Origin of the sequence: Streptomyces hygroscopicus, assembly GCF_026168105.1 — a bacterium.
GTDB lineage: Bacteria > Actinomycetota > Actinomycetes > Streptomycetales > Streptomycetaceae > Streptomyces > Streptomyces hygroscopicus_D.
Window position 1 is genome coordinate 100399 of sequence record NZ_LBMW01000008.1, and the last position, 17534, is coordinate 117932.

General features: G+C 72.6%; 14 protein-coding genes and 1 pseudogene. 10 read left to right on the plus strand and 5 right to left on the minus strand.

Features of this window, described 5'->3' with window-relative positions; all coding sequences use genetic code 11:
- Positions 1-338: 338 nt before the first annotated feature.
- The 4 genes from AAW14_RS11165 to AAW14_RS11180 all read left to right on the plus strand — a co-directional run bounded on the left by AAW14_RS11165 (position 339) and on the right by AAW14_RS11180 (position 3059).
- A complete protein-coding gene (locus AAW14_RS11165; RefSeq protein ID WP_265562834.1) occupies positions 339-722 on the plus strand; it encodes a MerR family transcriptional regulator in 384 nt (127 codons plus the stop codon).
- A gap of 246 nt (positions 723-968) precedes the next feature.
- On the plus strand, positions 969-1172 hold the full coding sequence (locus AAW14_RS11170) for a cold-shock protein (protein ID WP_155343844.1): 204 nt from the start codon (positions 969-971) through the stop codon (positions 1170-1172).
- Positions 1173-1342: 170 nt separating this feature from the next.
- Positions 1343-1918, plus strand: a complete 576-nt coding sequence (locus AAW14_RS11175) for a hypothetical protein (RefSeq protein WP_265562661.1) — start codon at positions 1343-1345, stop codon at positions 1916-1918.
- The gene (locus AAW14_RS11180; RefSeq protein ID WP_265562663.1) at positions 1911-3059 is read left to right on the plus strand and encodes a damage-control phosphatase ARMT1 family protein; all 1149 of its coding nucleotides are present in this window, start codon (positions 1911-1913) and stop codon (positions 3057-3059) included. Before AAW14_RS11175 ends, AAW14_RS11180 begins: the two co-directional genes overlap by 8 nt.
- Before the next feature lie 4 nt (positions 3060-3063).
- On the opposite strand, the gene AAW14_RS11185 is transcribed toward AAW14_RS11180, so the two are convergent.
- Both AAW14_RS11185 and AAW14_RS11190 read right to left on the minus strand, forming a co-directional pair.
- The gene (locus AAW14_RS11185; RefSeq protein WP_265562665.1) at positions 3064-4329 is read right to left on the minus strand and encodes a cytochrome P450; all 1266 of its coding nucleotides are present in this window, start codon (positions 4327-4329) and stop codon (positions 3064-3066) included.
- Positions 4326-5186, minus strand: a complete 861-nt coding sequence (locus AAW14_RS11190) for an alpha/beta fold hydrolase (RefSeq protein WP_265562666.1) — start codon at positions 5184-5186, stop codon at positions 4326-4328. The genes AAW14_RS11185 and AAW14_RS11190 overlap by 4 nt, the downstream gene beginning before the upstream one ends.
- A gap of 149 nt (positions 5187-5335) precedes the next feature.
- On the opposite strand from AAW14_RS11190, the gene cyc2 reads away from it, so the two are divergent.
- The 3 genes from cyc2 (at position 5336) to AAW14_RS11205 (ending at position 10043) form a co-directional block, all read left to right on the plus strand.
- Positions 5336-7507 (plus strand): germacradienol/geosmin synthase Cyc2, encoded by a 2172-nt coding sequence (gene cyc2, locus AAW14_RS11195; protein ID WP_265562668.1) that lies wholly within the window; start codon positions 5336-5338, stop codon positions 7505-7507.
- 361 nt (positions 7508-7868) lie between these two features.
- Positions 7869-9014, plus strand: a complete 1146-nt coding sequence (locus AAW14_RS11200) for an aminopeptidase P family protein (protein ID WP_265562669.1) — start codon at positions 7869-7871, stop codon at positions 9012-9014.
- A 102-nt stretch (positions 9015-9116) separates the two neighbouring features.
- Positions 9117-10043, plus strand: coding sequence for a phosphotransferase family protein (locus AAW14_RS11205; RefSeq protein WP_265562672.1), 927 nt, complete (start codon positions 9117-9119; stop codon positions 10041-10043).
- A gap of 289 nt (positions 10044-10332) precedes the next feature.
- Here AAW14_RS11205 and treZ read toward each other — a convergent pair whose 3' ends face one another.
- Positions 10333-12078 (minus strand): malto-oligosyltrehalose trehalohydrolase, encoded by a 1746-nt coding sequence (gene treZ, locus AAW14_RS11210; protein ID WP_265562674.1) that lies wholly within the window; start codon positions 12076-12078, stop codon positions 10333-10335.
- A gap of 171 nt (positions 12079-12249) precedes the next feature.
- Here treZ and AAW14_RS11215 point away from each other — a divergent pair, with 171 nt between their 5' ends.
- The 3 genes from AAW14_RS11215 (at position 12250) to AAW14_RS11225 (ending at position 14766) form a co-directional block, all read left to right on the plus strand.
- A complete protein-coding gene (locus AAW14_RS11215) occupies positions 12250-12801 on the plus strand; it encodes a DUF1707 and FHA domain-containing protein (protein WP_265562676.1) in 552 nt (183 codons plus the stop codon).
- 196 nt (positions 12802-12997) lie between these two features.
- On the plus strand, positions 12998-14323 hold the full coding sequence (locus AAW14_RS11220) for a M14 family zinc carboxypeptidase (protein WP_265562678.1): 1326 nt from the start codon (positions 12998-13000) through the stop codon (positions 14321-14323).
- Positions 14320-14766: an SSI family serine proteinase inhibitor gene (locus AAW14_RS11225; protein ID WP_265562680.1), complete on the plus strand. Its 447-nt coding sequence runs from the start codon at positions 14320-14322 to the stop codon at positions 14764-14766. The genes AAW14_RS11220 and AAW14_RS11225 overlap by 4 nt, the downstream gene beginning before the upstream one ends.
- A gap of 86 nt (positions 14767-14852) precedes the next feature.
- Here AAW14_RS11225 and AAW14_RS11230 read toward each other — a convergent pair.
- Positions 14853-15073, minus strand: a pseudogene (locus AAW14_RS11230) (dihydrolipoyl dehydrogenase); the annotation flags it as partial.
- 88 nt (positions 15074-15161) lie between these two features.
- Positions 15162-17522: a malto-oligosyltrehalose synthase gene (treY, locus tag AAW14_RS11235; protein ID WP_265562681.1), complete on the minus strand. Its 2361-nt coding sequence runs from the start codon at positions 17520-17522 to the stop codon at positions 15162-15164.
- Between the last annotated feature and the right edge of the window lie 12 nt (positions 17523-17534).

Sequence of the window (17534 nt, forward strand, 5' to 3'; positions counted from 1 at the left end):
GCGGCCCAGGCGGTGTCGCCGACCTTTGGTCCCCCGGCTCCACCGGCGGCCCCGCCCGGGTACGGCGTCGCCCCTGGGGCGCACGGCGTTGTCCGGCGGGCGGGAGCGCGCTTGCGGTGAGGTGGAGGGCCGGCTCGGCCGTGGGCTCGGTTTCGGGCGGCACGAGCAGCAGTTCACAGGTCACAGCGTCCGACGCCGTACGAGAAGATCCGGCTCCCCGGGATCCGGGAGATCTGTCCCGGCCGCAGCAGAATTTCCCCCGGGGCGACTAGAGTCCTGTTGTGGGGAATCCCTCCCTGCGGCGGGTCATGTCCACGATGGCCCGCAGGAAGGTGCACATGCCCTCGGAGAGCCAGCCGCACGCACACCGCCGGGAGCCGGACGAAGCACACCCGGACGCTTCCGGTCGGCTCGACGACGACCATTTTCCCGCCTACACCATGGGCAGGGCCGCGGAGTTGGTCGGAGCCACGCCCGGTTTCCTCCGCGCCCTCGGCGAGGCGCGGCTGATCGTTCCGACCCGGTCGGAGGGCGGTCACCGTCGCTACTCGCGCCACCAATTGCGGCTCGCCGCGCGTGCCCGCGAGCTCGTCGACCAGGGAACGCCGGTCGAGGCCGCCTGTCGCATCATCGGCCTCGAGGACCGTCTGGCGGAGTCCGAGCGCGCCAACGAAGAGCTGCGCCGTGCGGCCGACGAGCCCGGTCGGGACACTCGCTTCTGACACCGGCGGAGCAGATAATTCGTCCGTTGCCCGGAAAGAATTTTCTCGGGTAATCCTCCTCCATATTATCTGTGTGATTTCTCTTTCCCGGCCTTCTTCCTTGCCTTCCTTTTTTTCCGTGCTAGGGTTGTCATTAGTTGCAGTTGTGGTTGCCATTTTCGGAACCGGTTTTCCGGCAGGTGATCATCGCAGCGATGAGGAGGCTCGTAAAGTGCGGGTCTCCAGCACCGCCTCAGGAGTTATGACATGGCCACCGGTACTGTGAAGTGGTTCAACGCGGAAAAGGGCTTCGGCTTCATCGAGCAGGACGGCGGCGGCGCCGACGTCTTCGCCCACTACTCGAACATCGCCGCTCAGGGCTTCCGTGAACTGCAGGAAGGCCAGAAGGTGACCTTCGACGTCACCCAGGGCCAGAAGGGCCCGCAGGCGGAGAACATCGTTCCCGCCTGACACTGGCGCACGACGAGCCCGAAGCAAGGGCCCGCACCCGTGGTGGTGCGGGCCCTTGTTCATGTGTTCCGAGCCGCAGCCCTGCCCGCCCCCGCGGCGGCCACTGGTCGGTTCCGTCCGTCGGCGGGATTCGGCGGGATTCGGCGTGGGCGGCCCGTTAGCGTAGGCCCATGGCAACCGAGAGCGCCCCAGGTGCAGTTGAGGTGATATGTCCGGGCTGCGGCTCGGCCGGGGCGCGGACCGTCCCGGAGGTCAGCGTCGACCACACGGCGATGCGCGATGGCCTGTCCGACCGGCTGGCGCCGTCGCCGGGCGCGCCGTCGCGGTTCGACGGATGCGTGCACTTCGTGGAGGGCATGCTGATGGCCGGCATCGGTGTCGCCCTCGCCTACAGCGGGATCGACAACGACAAGCCGCTCTACACGATCGGCGGATCGCTCCTCGCCGTGCTGCTGTTCGTCGGCACGATCGTCGTGGTGCGCGGCGAGGGCCGCGAGCGGGCCCGGGTGGAGGCGGGGGAGTCCCGCGCCGACGCGCTGTGGCGATCGGCGTACTACTGCTCCGGATGCGCGTCGGTGTTCTGCCCCGGCGGTACTCCGTGGCAGGGTCTGCTGACGCCGGAGCAGTTCAAGAAGTTCATGTGGACCGAGGCGGGCTACGGGAAGCAGCTCGAGGAGCAGTTCAAGGACGTGGACCTGCCTCCCGGGATCCTGACCGGCCCTGGAGGAACCCAAGACCATGTCTGACGCCCCCGTGATCCTCGCCGACGAACCGGGCAGCTTCCCGCACGGCGTGCTCGCCGCACGGCATCCCGCGCTCGTCCGCGCGGTGCGGGACGCCTTCCCGTACGGCCCCGAGCAGCGGCATGCGCTCGACGCGCTGCTGATCAGCGCCACCGAGGGCGTCATCGAACCGCTCGGCACGGAGGACGACGAGCGGTGGGCGGCTTGGGGCGCACACGAGTACCTCGGCCGGTCCTGGTTCGAGGTGCCCTTCCTGTGGTCCGAGAGCTACTTCTACCGTCATCTCCTCGAGGCCGTCGGCTACTTCGGCCCCGGCGCGTGGCGGGGCATCGACCCCTTCCGCCCCTTCAAGCTGGCCGAACTCGACTCCCCGGAGGCCGACGAGGAACTGCCGGCGCTCGACCGGTTGACGGAGCAGCCGGCCGAAGAGCAGGCACGGGCACTGCTGCACGGCTCGCTCTGGGGCAACCGCGCGGATCTCGGCTTCCGCCTCTCCGCACCCGGCGCCGCGGCGAAGGTCTCCCAACTCGTCGCGGACGACGGCGAAGTGCTCTGGTCGCTGCTGCCCGTGGACACCGTCTGCCTGGTCGCCGACAACGCGGGCCGGGAGCTGATCCCCGACCTGCTGCTGCTCGACCATCTGCTCCACCACGGGCAGGCCCGGCGGGCCGTGCTGCATGTGAAGGTGTACCCCTACTACATCTCGGACGCGATGACGGCCGACGTCGTGGACGCCGTTCGCCGGCTGACCGGCGCGAAGGGCGCCGCGGCGGGCGCCGGGGAGCGCCTGTGGGCGGCGATGTCCGACGGCCGTCTCACGGTCCGGGCACACCCCTTCTCCTGTGCCCCGCTGCCGTACGCGGACATGCCGGAGGACCTGCGCACGGAGTTCACCGCGGTGGACCTGACGATCTTCAAGGGGGACCTCAACTACCGCCGCCTCGTGGGTGACCGGCTGCACCCGCCCACGACGCCGTTCGCGGAGGTCACGGCCTACTTCCCCGGCCCGGTCGCGGCGCTGCGCACCCTGAAGTCCGACGTCGTCGTGGGACTGGACGCGGACACCGAGGCCGCCCTGGTCGCCGCCGAGGGACAGCGCTGGCGCACGAGCGGCGCGCACGCGCTCGTCCAGGTCAGGCCCTGACCCGTCAGACCAGTTCCAGCGGCAGTGACTTGATGCCGTTGATGAAGTTGGAGACCAGTCGTCCGGGCGGTCCGGCGAGGCGGGGCGCGGGCAGGGCCCGCAGCGCCTCCTCGTAGAGCAGGCCCAGTTGGAGCCGTGCGAAGTGCGCGCCGAGACAGACGTGCGGGCCGTCCCCGAAGGACACGTGCGGATTCGGTGTCCTGGACAGGTCGAGCCGATCGGGTTCGGCGAAGACGCGCTCGTCCCGGTTGGCCGACGCGTGGAAGACGACCACCTTCTCGCCCGCGCGGATGCGCCGTCCGGCCAGCGCGGTGTCCCGGGCTGCGGTCCGCCGGAAGCTGAGCACGGGCGGATGCCAGCGCAGCAACTCCTCGACGGCGAGCGGAATGTGCCGGGGACGGGCCCGCAGCCCGTCGTACGCCGACGGGTGCCCGGCCAGCGCCAGGAGGCCGCCCGGTGCCGCGCTCCGCACCGTGTCGTTGCCCGCGACCGTCAGCAGGAAGAAGAACATCTCCAGTTCGGGGCCCGTGAGTTCGGGGTCGGTGCCGAGCGTCGTCATGATGTCGTCTGCGGGGTGGTCCCGCTTGTACGCGGCCAGCCGCTGCGCATAAGCGAACATGTCCCGCAGGGCACCCGGCGAGCGTGGATTGACGGGTCGGCCCTCGGCGTCCAGCAGTGGCTCGCCCGCCTCGTCAGGGTCCTGGTACCCGATCACGCGCCGGGTCCAGTGCAGCAGCAGGCGCCGGTCGGACTCGGGCACCCCCAGCAGATCTGCGAGGTTGAGGGCGGCGTAGTCGTCGGTGACGGCGGCGACGACGTCACAGGTGCCGTCGCCGGCGCGCGCCTGCTCCAGGGCGCCGGCGAACAGAGCGCGGGCGCGTGCGCGGGCGAGCGCCGTGAAGCGGTCGATGCGGCGCGGCGTGAAGGCGCGGCTCACCAGCCGTCTCAACCGCGCGTGTTCGGGCCGGTCCTGATTGAGCATCATGCGCCGGATGAACGGCAGGTCGTCGGGGTCGGGGTCCCGGATCTGGGTGGCACCGAGGTACGAGGAGTACGTCGCCGCGTCCCTGAGCACACGCACGACGTCCGCGTGGCGGGTCACCGCCCAGAAGCCGGGCCCGGCCGGCCAGCCGAGCACCTCCGGCTCGTCCTGCCAGGCGACCGGGTGATGGTCGCGGAGGTCGCGGTACGCGCCATGCGGGACCTCTTCGGCGTACCGGCGGGGGTCGAAGACGTCGGGAACGGGCGGAGCGGTCTCGCCGACACTCACGCCCGGGAGCCTTCCGGGCCGTCCACCGTCGCGGCCATGGGGCCCGCCGCGCTCGCCGCCCCTCTGTCCCCCTCGTGCCCCGCATCCGCGTCGTCCGCGTGCAGGAAGTCCTCCACGGCCCGGATCAGGTCGAGCGGTGCCTCGTCCATCGCGTAGTGGCCGGCCGACGGCAGCTCGAGGAGCGAGCCCTGTGGATACCAGCGCAGCCAGGTCTCACGCAGCAGCACGGCCGTCAGCGCGGGATCGAGCGCGCCCGTCACCGCCAGCGCGGGCACCGTCGAACCCGTGACCTGGGTGTGGAAGTCCTCCCCGGCCCATGAGTCCAGCCAGGTCCGGAACGCCTTGGTGTCGCTGCATGCCAGGGAACGCGCCACCATGCGGTCCAGCCAGGTGGCGGGCGCCCGGCCGCCGGTGGTGATGTCGATGATGGCGCGCCGGTTCTCCGGCTTGTGCGCGGCGTCCGCGAACAACTCCCACTGCTCGGCGGGCATCCGCAGGCCGGAGGCGGGCACGGGCGAGACCCCGACGATCCGTCGCAGCCGCCGGGGGGCGAGCGCCAGCAGCCGCTGTGCCACCGTGCCGCCCATCGAGTGCCCGAGCACCGAGAACCGCCCCCAGCCCAGCCGGTCGGCCAGTTCGACGAGGTCCGCGGCGGCCTCCGCGGTGCCGAACGCCCCTGCCGCGTCCTTCGCCGCCCCGTACCCGCGCAGATCCACCAGCGCGTAGGTGAAGGCGGCACGGTCGAGATCCGGCAGCACCGCCGCGTACGCGGCCCGGTCGGCGAACCAGCCGTGCACCGCGAACACCTTGTGGGCGCCGTTGCCGTGCACTTCATGAGGCAGCACGAAGGAGGTCATGCGACCACGGTGGCCCGGGGAAGAGTGGTCGGCAAGGGGGCGTGCGGAGCGCCGGATTCGCGGTGGGTGCCCGCGTCCCGGTTCACGCGATGGTGTGATCACGTCCGACCGTGTGGATGCCCCAGCCGGGCCACGGGTAGGGCCCGGCCATGACGCAGCCCTTCCAACTCCCGCACTTCTACATGCCGTACCCCGCACGGCTGAACCCGCATGTCGACGAGGCGCGCGCCCACTGCGCCGAATGGGCGCGCGCCATGGGCATGCTGGAGGGATCCGGCGTCTGGGAACAGTCCGACCTCGACGCGCACGACTACGGGCTGCTCTGCGCGTACACGCATCCCGACTGCGACGGCCCGGCCCTCTCCCTCGTCACCGACTGGTACGTGTGGGTCTTCTTCTTCGACGACCACTTCCTGGAGACCTTCAAACGCACCCAGGACCGTGAGGGCGGCAAGGCCTACCTGGACCGCCTGCCGCTGTTCATGCCGCTGGACCTCACCGCCCCCGTACCGGAGCCCGGGAACCCCGTCGAGGCCGGGCTCGCCGATCTGTGGGCGCGTACGGTGCCGTCGATGTCCCCGGACTGGCGCAAGCGGTTCGCGGTCGCCACCGAGCACCTGCTCAACGAGTCGCTGTGGGAGCTGTCCAACATCAACGAAGGGCGGATCGCCAACCCCGTCGAGTACATCGAGATGCGCCGCAAAGTGGGCGGCGCCCCCTGGTCCGCGGGGCTCGTCGAATTCGCGACCGCCGAGGTTCCTGCCTCCGTGGCCGCGTCACGGCCGCTGCGCGTGCTCATGGAGACGTTCTCCGACGGGGTCCACCTGCGCAACGACCTCTTCTCCTACCAGCGTGAGGTCGAGGAGGAGGGCGAACTCAGCAACGGCGTCCTCGTTCTGGAGACCTTCTTCGGCTGTGACACACAGCAAGCCGCGGACACCGTCAACGACATCCTCACCTCACGGCTGCACCAGTTCGAGCACACCGCGCTCACCGAAGTGCCCGTGCTCGCCGTGGAGAAGGGCCTCACCCCGGACGAGGTCGCCGCCGTCACCGCTTACGCGCAGGGCCTGCAGGACTGGCAGTCCGGCGGCCACGAATGGCACATGAGGTCCAGCCGCTACATGAACGACGGTGCGCTCTGCGAGCGGCGGCCGTTCGCACTCACCGGGATCGGCACGTCCGCCGCCGACATGCGCGGGCTGCTCGCCGACGCCGGGGCCGAGCGGCTGCGCGCGTACACCCATGTCCCCTTCCCACGGGTGGGACCCTCGCTGATCCCCGACTTCCACATGCCCTACGAGGTGGAGCTCAGCCCTCACCTCGACGGCTCCCGCCGCCGGCTCACCCCCTGGATGCACCGAACGGGCATGCTCCAGGAAGGCGTCTGGGACGAGGACAAACTCATGGCGTACGACCTGCCGCTCTGCGCGGCGGGCCTGGATCCGGACGCCACACCCGAGGCACTCGACCTCAGCGCCCAGTGGCTGGCCTGGGGTACGTACGGGGACGACTACTACCCACTCGTCTTCGGCCATCGCCGCGACCTCGTGGCGGCCAGGCTGTGCACCGAACGGCTGTCGTCCTGCATGCCGGTCGACGGCGGCGAACTCCCCGTCCCCGTCAACGGCATGGAGCGCGGGCTGATCGACCTGTGGACCCGCACGACCGCCGGCATGGCCCCGGACCAGCGGCGCAGCCTGCGCGCCGCCGTGGACACGATGACCGGGAGCTGGCTGTGGGAGCTGTCCAACCAGCTCCTGAACCGCATCCCCGACCCCGTCGACTACCTGGAGATGCGACGGGCCACCTTCGGCGCCGACCTCACCAAGAACCTGTGCCGCATGGGCCACGGCCCCGAGGTACCCGCCGAGGTGTACCGAAGCGGCACGGTCCGCTCGCTGGAGAACGCGGCCATCGACTACGCGATGCTGATCAACGACGTCTTCTCCTACCAGAAGGAGATCCAGTACGAGGGCGAGATCCACAACGCCCTCCTCGTCGTGCAGAACTTCTTCGGCTGCGACTACCCGACGGCCCTACGCGTCGTGAGCGATCTGATGACCCAGCGCATGCAGCAGTTCCAGCATGTCGCCGCCCATGAACTGCCCGTCCTCTACGACGACTTCACGCTCTCGAAGGACGCGCGCGAGACCATGGACGGCTATGTCGTGGAGCTGCAGAACTACATGTCGGGCATCCTGAAGTGGCACCGCGACTGCCATCGCTACGGCGCTGCCGACCTGGCCCGGCGCGCCCACGGCTTCGTACCCGACCTGGCGCCGGCCCTCAGCCGGCGCCCCGGGCCGCCGGTCCCCTGACCCGAGCGGCCGGACGGTACGGGCCGGGCTGCCTGCCGGTGGCGGTTCGAACCGTCAGGGCGGCCGACGCTCCGTGTCGGGCTTCCGGACGGTACTCAACTGTCACGGTTCAGCCGCCCGCCTGCGCCCGACCCACCGGCCCGTCTGGCCGCCGGGTCGGGCCGCCGGGCAGACGCCCCGGCGAAGGCGATCGCCCCGTGGGCTTCCGCCCGGGGCAGGCACCCACGAGGCGGGCACACCGAGGCGGTGGGTCGCCCGACCCGACCGGCGTCTTGGTCGCAATGGGCTCGCGTACGTCCCGGCGGAAGGGCAGGATGCTGCCCGTAGACCCTGGGAGAATCCGGACCCGCGGAGGTTATGGATGACCGGCACGCCCGCGCCGCCCCCCACAGGCCGCCCCGCGCCCTTCACGGCCGAGGACTACGCGGCCCGGATGCGGCGCGCCGCGGAAGCCGCCGCCGCGGCCGGGCTCGCCGGGCTTCTCATCGCGCCGGGACCCGATCTGGTGTGGCTGACGGGATACCGGCCGGTGGAGACCGAACGCCTCACGCTGCTGGTGCTGCGGGCCGGGCACGACCCGGTCCTCGTCGTGCCCACCCTGGAGGCGCCCGACGCGGCGGAGGCGACGGGAGCGCCCGCGCTGACGCTGCGCGACTGGACCGACGGCAAGGACCCCTACGAGGCGGCCGCCTCCCTGCTCGGGACCGGTGGCCGCTACGGCATCAGCGACAACGCCTGGGCCCTGCACCTGCTCGGTCTGCGCGAAAGGCGCCCGGACGTCGACCACGTCGCGCTCACCCGCTCCCTGCCCATGCTCCGGGCCGTCAAGGACGCCGCGGAGCTCGACCGGCTTGCCGCCGCGGGCGCGGCCGCCGATGCGGCGTACGAGGAGATCCGGAAGGTTCCCTTCGCCGGACGCCGGGAGCGGGAGGTCGCTGCGGATCTCGCCGAGCTGCTGCGGCGGTTCGGGCACGCGCAGGTCGACTTCACCATCGTCGCCTCGGGCCCCAACGGGGCCAACCCGCACCACGAGGCCGGTGAACGCGTCATCGAGCGCGGCGACATGGTCGTCCTCGACTTCGGGGGCCTGAAGGACGGCTACGGCTCCGACACCTCCCGTACCGTGCACGTCGGCGAACCGACCGACGAGGAGCGCCGGGTGCACGATCTGGTGCGGGCGGCCCAGGAGGCGGGCTTCCGCGCGGTCGGACCGGGCGCGGCCTGCCAGGAGGTGGACCGGGCGGCCCGCGCGGTCATCGCGGAGGCCGGGTACGGCGAGTACTTCATCCACCGCACCGGGCACGGCATCGGCGTCACCACGCACGAGCCGCCGTACATGATCGAGGGCGAGGAACAGCCGCTCGTGCCCGGCATGTGTTTCTCGGTGGAGCCCGGCATCTATCTGCCCGGCCGTTTCGGGGTCCGTATCGAGGACATCGTGACGGTGACCGAGGACGGCGGACGCAGGCTCAACAACACGCCGCGGGAGCTGGTGATAGTCGACTGAGAGGGCCCTGGCCGACCACGACGCGCCCCGAGGGGGCGACGGTCGGCCGACCCGGCACCAGGAGCCCACCCCGCACGCCCCCGAGACGACAACGGCGCGATCATGACCCAGGCACCGACACCGACGGCGGAGACCGTACGCCGACTGGTCCGCTCCCTGCTCCACGACGGCGACGGCCCCGACGTGAGGCCCGTCGCCGAGGGCGGGGAGCAGCACACCACCTGGTGGGTCGGCACGCGACATGTGCTGCGGCTGGCCCCCGACCGCGACGCCTCCGTGCGCCAGCGCCGCGAACTGCGGCTGCGCGGCCTGGTGCGGCCTCACGTCGGCATGGCGGTCCCCACGAGCGTCGCACACGGGGAGTGGGCTCCCGGCCTCGGCTACACCCTCGACACCCGCCTGCCGGGAGCCACCGCTGAGGAGGTGGGCGTCTCGGCGGTCGGCGAGGCGGACCTCGCGGCGCTGCTCACGGGGTTGCGCGAGGTACCCGTGCGCCAGGCCGAGGCGCTCGGCGTCCCGCGCGTCGCGCCGCGCTCTTTGGAGGAGGTGCGTACGGCAGCCGCGCGCGCCGCCGGACGCCTGGCCGAGGACGAAGAGTTCGACCCCGCCCGGCTCGCCCAGCTCACCGCGCCGGCCGCCCGTCAACTGGCCGCGCAGCCCGGCGCTGCCGTCCTGGTCCACCACGGCCTCAGCGGTGAACACCTCGTGGTGAGCGGCGACGGGCGGGTGCGCGGGGTCCTCGGCTGGGCCGACGCGGCCATCGGTGACCCGGCCGAGGACATTGCCGCCCTCGCCGTCGCCGTCGGCGCCCCCGCCGCGGTGCGCGCCGCCACCCTCGCCGGATACGGCGCCCGGCCCTGCCTGCGCGGCCTGTGGCTCGCCCGCTGTGACACGCTCGTCCGCCTCGCCGACGGGCTCGAGGGCCGTGACGGCACCCCGCTGCCGGTCCTGCGGGTCCGGCTGCGGCACGCCTGGGAGGCGATCATGCTGGAGAGGGTCACGGATCTGCCGGACGAGCAGCCGCCCTAGGCGGGCTCGGACGGAACGGGGCCCGTCGGCCCACCGCCAGCCGCCCCGACGCCTTCCTCACGCCCTTTGCGCCCGCGTCGGCGCCGCGCACGTCCCGCAGGTTCCTGGAGCCCGCGTCGGCGCCGCGCACGTCCGTTGGGCCCGCGTCGGCACTGCGCACGTTCCGCGCGTCGGCGTCGGCGCCGCGCACGTCCCGCAGGGTTCCTGGAGCCCGCGCCGGCGCCGTGCACGCCCTTTGCGCCCGCGTCGCGCACGTTCCTCGCGCCCGTCTTCGCGCCGCGCGCGTCCGTCACACCTGCGTCAGCACCGCGCACGACTCGCCCGGCAGGTTCAGCACGCCGTTCTCGTCCGGAGTTTGCACGGGCTGCCACGTGGCCAGTACGCGTGCGGGGTGGACGCCCACGGGGACCCGGGCCGGCTCCTTGCCGAGGTTCACCGCGACCCGGACGTCCCCGCGGCGGAAGGCGAGCCAGCGTTCGTCCTCGTCGTAGGTGACCTTCACGTCCCCGAGGTCCGGGTCCGAGAGGTCGGGCTGGGCGCGGCGCAGGGCGATCAGCTTGCGGTACCAGGCCAGTACGCGCGCGTGGGGGTCGCGTTCCGGTTCGGACCAGTCGAGGCAGGAGCGTTCGCGGGTCGCCGGGTCCTGGGGGTCGGGCACGTCCTCCTCCGCCCAGCCGTGCGCCGCGAACTCCCGGCGCCTGCCCCGCCGTACGGCCTCGGCGAGTTCGGGATCGGTGTGGTCGGTGAAGAACTGCCAGGGCGTGCCCGCGGCCCACTCCTCACCCATGAACAGCATCGGCGTGAACGGGGCGGTGAGCACCAGGGCCGCCGCGCACGCCGCGAGCCCGGGGGAGAGGGATGCCGAAAGCCGGTCGCCCTGGGCGCGGTTGCCGACCTGGTCGTGGGTCTGGGCGTAGCCGAGCAGACGGTGCGCGGAGACGCGCGTACGATCCAGCGGGCGGCCGTGTTGCCTGCCCCGGAACGTCGAGTACGTGCCGTCGTGGAAGAAACCGCCCGTGAGCGTCTTGGCGAGGGCCGCGAAAGGGGCGCGGGCGAAGTCCTCGTAGTACCCCTGCGACTCGCCGGTCAGCACGGTGTGCAGCGCGTGATGGAAGTCGTCGTTCCACTGGGCCTGCATCCCGAGGCCGTGCTCCGCGCGCGGGGTGATGACCCGTGGGTCGCCCAGGTCCGACTCGGCGATCAGGAAGAGCGGCCTGCCCACGTCGGCTGCCAGCGCGTCCACGGCCGACGAGAGCTCCTCGAGGAAGTGGACCGCGCGCGTGTCGCACAGCGCGTGCACCGCGTCCAGTCGCAGCCCGTCGAGCCGGTAGTCGCGCAACCAGGCCAGAGCGCTGCCGATCAGATAGGCACGTACCTCGTCCGAGCCCGGCGCGTCGAGGTTCACGGCCGCGCCCCAGGGAGTGTGATGCGTGTCCGTGAAGTACGGGCCGAACGCCGGGAGATGGTTGCCGGAGGGGCCGAGGTGGTTGTGGACCACGTCCAGCACGACCCCGAGTCCCAGTTCGTGCGCCCGGTCGACGAACCGTTTCAGCGCCTCGGGCCCGCCGTACGGCTCGTGCACCGCCCAGGGCGAGACGCCCTCGTACCCCCAGCCGTGCCGTCCCGGGAACGGGCACAGCGGCATCAACTCCACATGGGTGACGCCCAGTTCGACCAGATGCCCGAGCCGCTCGGCCGCCGCGTCCAGGGTGCCCTCGCGGGTGTACGTGCCCACGTGCAGCTCGTACAGCACCGCGCCCGGCAGCCCGAGCCCTGCCCACTCGACACGCCACGCGTAGCGCCCGTGGTCGACCACCGCGCTCAGGCCGTCCGGACCGTCCGGCTGGCGGCGTGAACGCGGATCCGGCAGCACGGGGCCGTCGTTCACCGCGAATCCGTACCGCGTGCCGTCGTCGGCCTCGGCGTCGCCCGTCCACCACCCCGCACGCTCCGGATCGTGCGCCATCGCGCGCGTGACACCGCCGCAGTGGAGCGTCACCCGGTCGGCCCCTGGTGCCCACACCTCGAACTGCACGGACGGATCCCCCTCGTCTGCTCATCGTGATGTAGCGGTCCCATGGTGCGTCACACGAGATCAATTCGCCTCCGGATCGATCCATTTGACACGCGGAACGACCCCGACGGCGGCCATGGTCGTCTTTGCGTTTTCTGGACACTCCGGCCCGACTGACCGACAATCACCAGCGTGACGTCGTCCTACGAGTTCCACACCTACCCCGCGCGGCTCTCGGACGCCGAACGCGACAGGGCCCTGAAGGTGCTCCGCGACGGCGTCGCTCTGGGGCGCCTGTCGCACGACACGTTCATCCGGCGCATGGAGCTGGCGCTGGCGGCCCGGCAGCCGCACGAACTGGCCGCGCTCACCGCCGACCTGCCCGCCGAGAAGAACTGGACGCGGATCGTGTTCGGGACCGTCGAGGCGGTATCCGGATTCACCGTGCGGCTGCGACGGGCCTGGCAGGCCGAGCGGCTGCCCAAGCTGCTGCTGCCGCACCCGGGCAATCCGTACCCGCTGCGGATCGGCCGCGACCCCGCGAGCGGCCTCAGGCTCAGCCATGAGACGGTCTCCCGTGTGCACGCCGAACTGAGCCGCCAGGGCGGCCTGTGGGTCCTGCGCGACCTGGGCTCGACCAACGGCACGACGGTCAACGGCCGCCGGGTGATCGGCGCCGCGGTCGTCCGCGACGGCGACCAGGTGAGCTTCGGGACGATGGCGTTCCGGCTGGCGACGGAGTAACCGGCTCCTTCCCGGGCGCGCCGGGTGCGCCTCACGGCCGGAGCGCCGCCCCGTCCCGGCCGACGCGCCTTGCCTCCGGCGGTGTTGACGTACCTCCCGAGCCGTGACTGACTGTGCGTACACCATGCACACCAGGTGAACCGACGTCACCACAGAGTGGAGGTGCGCTCTGCCGCCACTCCTCCGCTACCCGACCGTGGACGAACTCGCCGCGAGAGCGGCCGCGCTCGTCGCCCGCCGTCCGCGCGACGCCCGGTTGCGCCGCGTCGGCACCTCCCGGGGCGGCACCCCCCTGTGGCTTCTCTCCGTCGGCCACGGCAGCCGCCAGGCCCTTGTCGTCGCCGGACCCCATGCCAACGAGCCCGTCGGCGGTGCCACCGTCCTGCGTCTGGCCGAGCGGGCGCTGGCCGACCCCCGGCTGGGCGAGCAGGCCGACGCGACCTGGAACCTGCTGCTGTGCCTCGACCCGGACGGCGCGCGCCGCAACGAGGGCTGGCTGTCGGGCCCGTACACCCTCGGCCGGTACTTCCGGCACTTCTTTCGCCCGGGCTTCCTCGAGCAGCCCGAATGGCTGCCCGACGGCGCGGAGCGCGCCGCCCTGCCGGAGACCCGTGCTCTCCTCCACCTCCAGGACGAGCTGCGGCCCTTCTTCCAGTGCTCCCTGCACGGCGTCGACGTCGGCGGCGGCTTCGTCGAGCTGACCCACGACCTGCCGGGAGTGGCCCAGCGGCTCGCCCAGGCCGCGGCCCGGCTCGGCATCCCGCGCGAACTCGGGCCGTACGACACCCTGTACTGGCCGACCCTCGGGCCCGCCGTGTACCGCATCCCGCCGCCCCGCCGCGGCGACCTCGCCGCGGCGATCACCGAGGCCGCGGTCGAGTCGACCTGGTTCCACCCGCACCGCTACGGCACCGTCACGGCGGTCGTGGAGGCGCCCATGTGGGGTGTGCCGGCCGTGGAGGACGGGTCTCCGCACCCGGACGCCGACGGTGAACTGAGGGCCGTCAGCCGGACGCTGCGGCGCGACACACGCCTCCTGGAAGCCCTCACGGCCCGCATCCGTCCCCATCTGGCCGCCGTGCCGGATGCCGCCCGGATGCTCGCCCCGGTCGACGACTATTTACTGGTCTGCCCCGGACTCGCCGACTCCTGGGACCCCGACACGTACGAAGCCGGGGAACGGCCGCTGCCGCCGCTCGACCGTGCCCGTCTGACCGCCCTCGGCATTTCGGGCCGCCGGGTCGCGCTGCGCACCGCCGGGCTGCTGCACCAGCTCGCCAGGGCCGCAGGGAGCGCGGCGTCCGGTGTCCTGCCGGAGCTGGACGCGCTCATCGACGCATGGTGCGCGGACTACCACGACGGCCATGGGGCGCGCTGGATCCCGGTCGCCCGCCAGGCCGAGTACCAGGCGCGCGTGGTGCTCGCCGTCTTCGAACTGGCCGGGCGGGGTGCGCCCGCGCGGTCCCGTTCGGGTGATTCCGGCTGGAGTCCGGGAACCGCGGTGCCGATGCATACAGAGTGACGAAGACGACCCTGGCTCTGCGCGGCGCCCTGCTCGCCGCGTCCGCCCTGCTCACCACGGTGCCGGCCCAGGCCGCGCCCCGCCCGGTCACGACCGGCAACTGGCTCTATCTGACCGTCTCCCAGGGCGACACCCGTTCCAGGGAAATCCGCGGCACGATGCTGATGTGCAACCCGCCCCACGGACACGCCCGGGCCGTCCAGGCGTGCGCGGAACTCGACGCGGTGCGGGGGGACATCGGCCGCATCCCGCCGAGCAAGAACACGTTCTGCCCGATGATCTACGCGCCCGTGACCGTGTCCGCACGCGGCCAGTGGAGCGGCCGTCTCGTCGACTACAGCCACACGTTCTCGAACACCTGCGACCTGGCCGCGCGGACCGGCTCGGTGTTCGCGCTGTCGGACAAGGCGGCGGACCGGCGGGTGCCGGGACTGCCGCACTGAGCCGCGCCCCGCGCGCGGGACGGTACAACGCCCCGCGCGCGGGGACGGCGTTGCGGGTGACGGCGCGGGCGCGCCCTCGGGGGCGCTCACTGCTGGTGCAGTCCGCGCCCGGCGAGCGTGAGGAACTCTCCCCGACCGCCTCCGAGAGCGTGGGGTGCGGGTGCACATGGCGGGCCACGTCCGACGGCTTCGCGTCCCAGCCGACGATCAGCTGGCTCTCGGCGATCGTCTCCGAGACATGCGGGCCCACCAGGTGGACGCCGAGCACCTGCCCGCCGCCCTTCTCGGCCACGATCGGGGGGCTACCGGCGCCCACGGACTTCCCGGGCGGGACATGTGACGCCTAGGTCCCCACGGCCACGACGGCCCTCCGGGGCGCACGACGCTCCAGCGACTCACGCCCCGCCGGTCCGCTCCAGCAGCGCCACCGGCAGCCGGGCGAAGAGATCCGCCACGCGTGCGTGCCCCTCGAACCGTCGTTCGGGAGCGAGCACATCGGCCCACCGGCCGGGCGGCAGCGTGAGGGACGTGTCCCGCCAGCCCCCCGCCTCGGCCAGCCGCAGCGACAACCGGGTGACCGCCGTGAGCACCTCCCCGGAACGCACGAAGGCAACACAATGCGCGGCACCGGCGCCCTCGGCGGTGAGCGGCGCGTACGTCGCCGACGTGCCGAAGGCCTCCGGGTGCCGCCGGCGCAGCCGGAGCGCCGCCCTGGTGAGCTCCGCCTTGTCCGGTTTGTCCGGACCTGCCTCCCGGGGCTCGAAGGGCCCCCGGTTGTCAGGGTCCACCAGGGCCCGGTACTCGCCCTCCGTTCCCTGGTAGACGTCCGGCACGCCAGGCATGGTCAGCTGGACCAGCGCGGCTCCCAGGACGTTCGCCAGGATGTGCGGCGCCAACTCTTCCCGGAAGTCCGTCACGAGCCGCCCGGGCGCCCCGCACGGCCCGTCCGCGACGAACTGGGCCACCGCCTTCTCGTAGGCGGGATCCTGCTCGGTCCACGTGGTGTGCACTCCCGCCTCCCGGACGTGCTTGAGCAACGCACCCGTCAGGCGCTCCTCGGCGGGCCGGCCGAGCCCGAAGAGCGTCTGCCACGCCGCCCACGCCAGCTGCGCGTCGGGCCCGCCGCCGCCCGCGCGGGTCACCTCGGCCAGCACGTCGGCCCAGCGCTCGGGGCACTGCGCGAGCACCGCGAGCGCCGCCCGTACATCCGCGCTGCGCTTGGTGTCGTGCGTCGACAGCACCGTGCCGGTGGCGGGCCAGTCGCGCTGCACGCGCGCGCAGTAGGCGTGGAAGTCCGCCGGGGAGACGGCAGGGGCGCCGGGCTCGCCGCCGACCTCGTTCGCCGACAGCAGCGGCACATAGCGGTAGAACGCCGTGTCCTCCACGGACTTGGCCCGCAGTGCCGACGCGGTCTGCGCGAACCGCGCCCGGAACTCCTCCCGCGCGGGCCCGTCCCCGGCCCGACCGAGCGCCAGGTCCCGTACGACGCTCACCGCGTGTGCCTCCTCGGCAACCGGGAAGGCGGCACGGGCCTCGGCGGCGGCCTGCTCGGTGACCACCGCGGCGGCGTCCTCGGAGGCGTACGGCCGGTACACCTCCAGGCGGACGAGGAGTTCCCGCAGCGCGGTGCGCAGCGCCCAGGGGGCGTGGTCGCGCAGCGCGGGGTCCGGGGACGCGGCGCACAGGCGGCTCGCCACACGCGTGAGGCGGTCCACCTCGGCGGCCAGTTCGTGCGTGATCACCGTGCGGGCGGCGCGTCGCACCGTGGAGGGCCAGTGCCCGCCGCTGTCGCCCGGCGGTGCCGCGAACCGCCGGTAGTGTCCGAGCAGTTCCACGGCGCCCTGCGGGTCCGTGAACAGCCCGTCGACATGCCGGAGCGCGTCGTACCCGGTGGTGCCGGCGACCGGCCACGCGGAGGGAAGGCGCTCGTCGGCCGCGAGGATCTTCTCGACGACCGTCCAGCGCCCGCCGGTGGCCTCGTGCAGGCGCCGCAGATAGGCGTCCGGGTCGGCCAGGCCGTCCGGGTGATCCACGCGCAGACCGTCGACCACGCCCTCGTCGAGCAGCCGCAGCAGCGTGCCGTGCGTCGCGGCGAAGACCTCGGGGTCCTCCACACGTACCCCGATGAGCTCGGAAATGCTGAAGAACCGGCGGTAGTTCAGCTCGGTGCGGGCCAGCCGCCACCACACCGGGCGGTACCACTGGGCATCGAGCAGCCGCGGCAGCGGCAGCGATCGAGTGCCCTCGCGCAGCGGGAACTCATGGTCGTGGTAGCGCAACACGTCCCCGTCGACCTTCAGATGCGCGATCTCCTCGCCGAGCCGTCCCACCAGCACCGGCAGCAGCACCTGTCCGCCCTGCGCCTCCCAGTCGATGTCGAACCAGCGTGCGTACGGCGACGCCGGGCCCTCGCGGAGCACCTCCCACAGGGGGCGGTTGTGGCGCGGGGACATGGCCATGTGGTTGGGCACGATGTCAACGACCAGGCCGAGCCCGTGCTCCCGCGCCGCGCGCGCCAGGGAGCGCAGCCCGGCCTCGCCGCCCAGTTCGTCGCGCACGCGCGCGGGGTCGGTGACGTCGTAGCCGTGCGTCGACCCGGGGACGGCCTGAAGGACCGGCGACAGATGCAGATGCGAGACGCCGAGTGCGGCCAGGTACGGCACGGCCGCCTCGGCCGCGCCGAACGGGAACTGCGGCTGCAGCTGTAGCCGGTACGTGGCCGTCGGCACCGGCGGGGCAGGACGCTCAGGTGTCATGAGAACCTACGT

What these genes read in the sequence shown, in the direction of transcription:
- AAW14_RS11165 (WP_265562834.1), top strand. Translation starts at nt 339, where the DNA reads ATGCCCTCGGAGAGCCAGCCGCACGCACACCGCCGGGAGCCGGACGAA.
- AAW14_RS11170 (WP_155343844.1), top strand. Translation starts at nt 969, where the DNA reads ATGGCCACCGGTACTGTGAAGTGGTTCAACGCGGAAAAGGGCTTCGGC.
- AAW14_RS11175 (WP_265562661.1), top strand. Translation starts at nt 1,343, where the DNA reads ATGGCAACCGAGAGCGCCCCAGGTGCAGTTGAGGTGATATGTCCGGGC.
- AAW14_RS11180 (WP_265562663.1), top strand. Translation starts at nt 1,911, where the DNA reads ATGTCTGACGCCCCCGTGATCCTCGCCGACGAACCGGGCAGCTTCCCG.
- AAW14_RS11190 (WP_265562666.1), bottom strand. Translation starts at nt 5,186, where the DNA reads ATGACCTCCTTCGTGCTGCCTCATGAAGTGCACGGCAACGGCGCCCAC.
- cyc2 (WP_265562668.1), top strand. Translation starts at nt 5,336, where the DNA reads ATGACGCAGCCCTTCCAACTCCCGCACTTCTACATGCCGTACCCCGCA.
- AAW14_RS11200 (WP_265562669.1), top strand. Translation starts at nt 7,869, where the DNA reads ATGACCGGCACGCCCGCGCCGCCCCCCACAGGCCGCCCCGCGCCCTTC.
- AAW14_RS11205 (WP_265562672.1), top strand. Translation starts at nt 9,117, where the DNA reads ATGACCCAGGCACCGACACCGACGGCGGAGACCGTACGCCGACTGGTC.
- treY (WP_265562681.1), bottom strand. Translation starts at nt 17,522, where the DNA reads ATGACACCTGAGCGTCCTGCCCCGCCGGTGCCGACGGCCACGTACCGG.